Source organism: Acidovorax sp. KPB24-03 (assembly GCF_057546605.1).
Genome location: NZ_BAAJYR010000636.1, coordinates 1 through 1,439 on the forward strand (window position 1 = coordinate 1; position 1,439 = coordinate 1,439).

The 1,439-nt window shown below is 70.3% G+C and carries 2 protein-coding genes and 1 pseudogene; all 3 read right to left on the reverse strand.

Annotated elements, in window-relative coordinates:
- Positions 1-120 (reverse strand): annotated as a pseudogene (locus AC27KI_RS24725) (BMP family ABC transporter substrate-binding protein); the annotation flags it as partial.
- Between the two features lie 89 nt (positions 121-209).
- The gene (locus AC27KI_RS24730) at positions 210-1,130 is read right to left on the reverse strand and encodes an ABC transporter permease (protein WP_284396176.1); all 921 of its coding nucleotides are present in this window, start codon (positions 1,128-1,130) and stop codon (positions 210-212) included.
- The coding region (locus tag AC27KI_RS24735) for an ABC transporter permease subunit (RefSeq protein WP_487116423.1) at positions 1,131-1,439 on the reverse strand (309 nt) is incomplete at its 5' end.

Below are 1,439 nucleotides of genomic sequence, written 5' to 3' on the forward strand. Positions count from 1 at the left end.
CGGAGCGGCGGCCGGCGCTGGCGCGGGCTCGTCCTTCTTGCCGCAGCCGGCCAGGGCGGCGGCGGCCACGGCGGAAAGCGCGGCCACCTTGAGCAGCGAGCGTTTGTGCAGATCGGTCATGTCGGTTCCTTCGAGGAAAAAAGTGAGGGGAAAGGCAACGAAAAAATAAATTATCGGGGGCCCGTGCAGCACCGCGCGGGCCGTGCGGGTCACGACCCGGGATGGAACGGCTTGCCAAGCGAGGCCGGCATGTTCACGCGGATCCAGGCCGGGTTGCGCGAGATCAGCGCCAGCACCACGATGGTGGCCACGTAGGGCAGCATGCTCAGCAGCTGGCTGGCCACCTGCACGCCCGTGGCCTGCAGGTGGAACTGCAGCATGGTCACGCCGCCGAACAGGTAGGCACCAAGCAACACCCGTGCCGGCCGCCAGGTGGCGAAGGTGGTAAGGGCCAGCGCGATCCAGCCGCGGCCGGCCACCATGCCCTCCACCCACAGCGGCGTATAGACCGTGGAGATGTACGCGCCCGACAACCCGCAAAGCGCCCCCCCGGCCACCACGGCCGCCAGGCGGATGCGCCGCACCGGGTAGCCCAGCGCATGGGCCGACTCGGGCGACTCGCCCACCGAGCGCAGCACCAGACCGGCGCGCGAGCGGTACAGGAACCACACCAGCCCCGCCACCAGCGCCATGGTGAGGTACACGAGGGGGTGCTGGCGGAACAGCGCGGGCCCGACGATGGGCAGGTCGCCCAGCCCGGGCACGGCGTACTTGGGCAGCTCCGGCAGCTTGGCCTGCACGTAGCGGATGCCCGCGAAGGCGGAAAAGCCCACCCCGAACAGGCTCAGCGCCAGGCCCGTGGCGTACTGGTTGGTGTTGAGCCAGATCACCAGCACGCCGAAGATGGCCGCCAGGAAGGCCCCCGCCGCCATGCCGGCCGCGAAGCCCAGCCAAGTGTTGCCCGTGTGCACCACGGTGGCGAAGCCCGCGATGGCGGCGCAGAGCATCATGCCCTCGGCCCCCAGGTTGACGATGCCGGCCTTCTCGTTGATGAGCAGGCCCAGGGCGGCGATGGCCAGCACGGTGCCCGCGCTCAGCGTGGCGCCTAGAAGCAGTGCGTACGATTCCATTTAAGCGGCCCTCCCCTGGGACCCAACCCACCGCACGCGGTAGGCGATGAGCGTGTCGCACGCCAGCAGCGTGAACAGCAGCAGGCCCTGGAACACGCCCGTGAGCGACTTGGGCAGGCCCAGGCGCGACTGCGCCAGCTCGCCGCCGATGTAGAACATGCTCATCAGCACCGCCGAGAACACCATGCCCACCGGGTGCAGCCGCCCCACGAACGCCACGATGATGGCCGCGAAGCCGTAGCCCGCCGGCACGTAGGGCGTGAGCTGGCCGATGGGCCCCGCCACCTCCAGCGCGCCCGCCAGGCCCGC

Excerpts from the sequence above, each read along its gene's own strand:
- AC27KI_RS24730 (WP_284396176.1), bottom strand. The coding sequence starts at position 1,130 with ATGGAATCGTACGCACTGCTTCTAGGCGCCACGCTGAGCGCGGGCACC.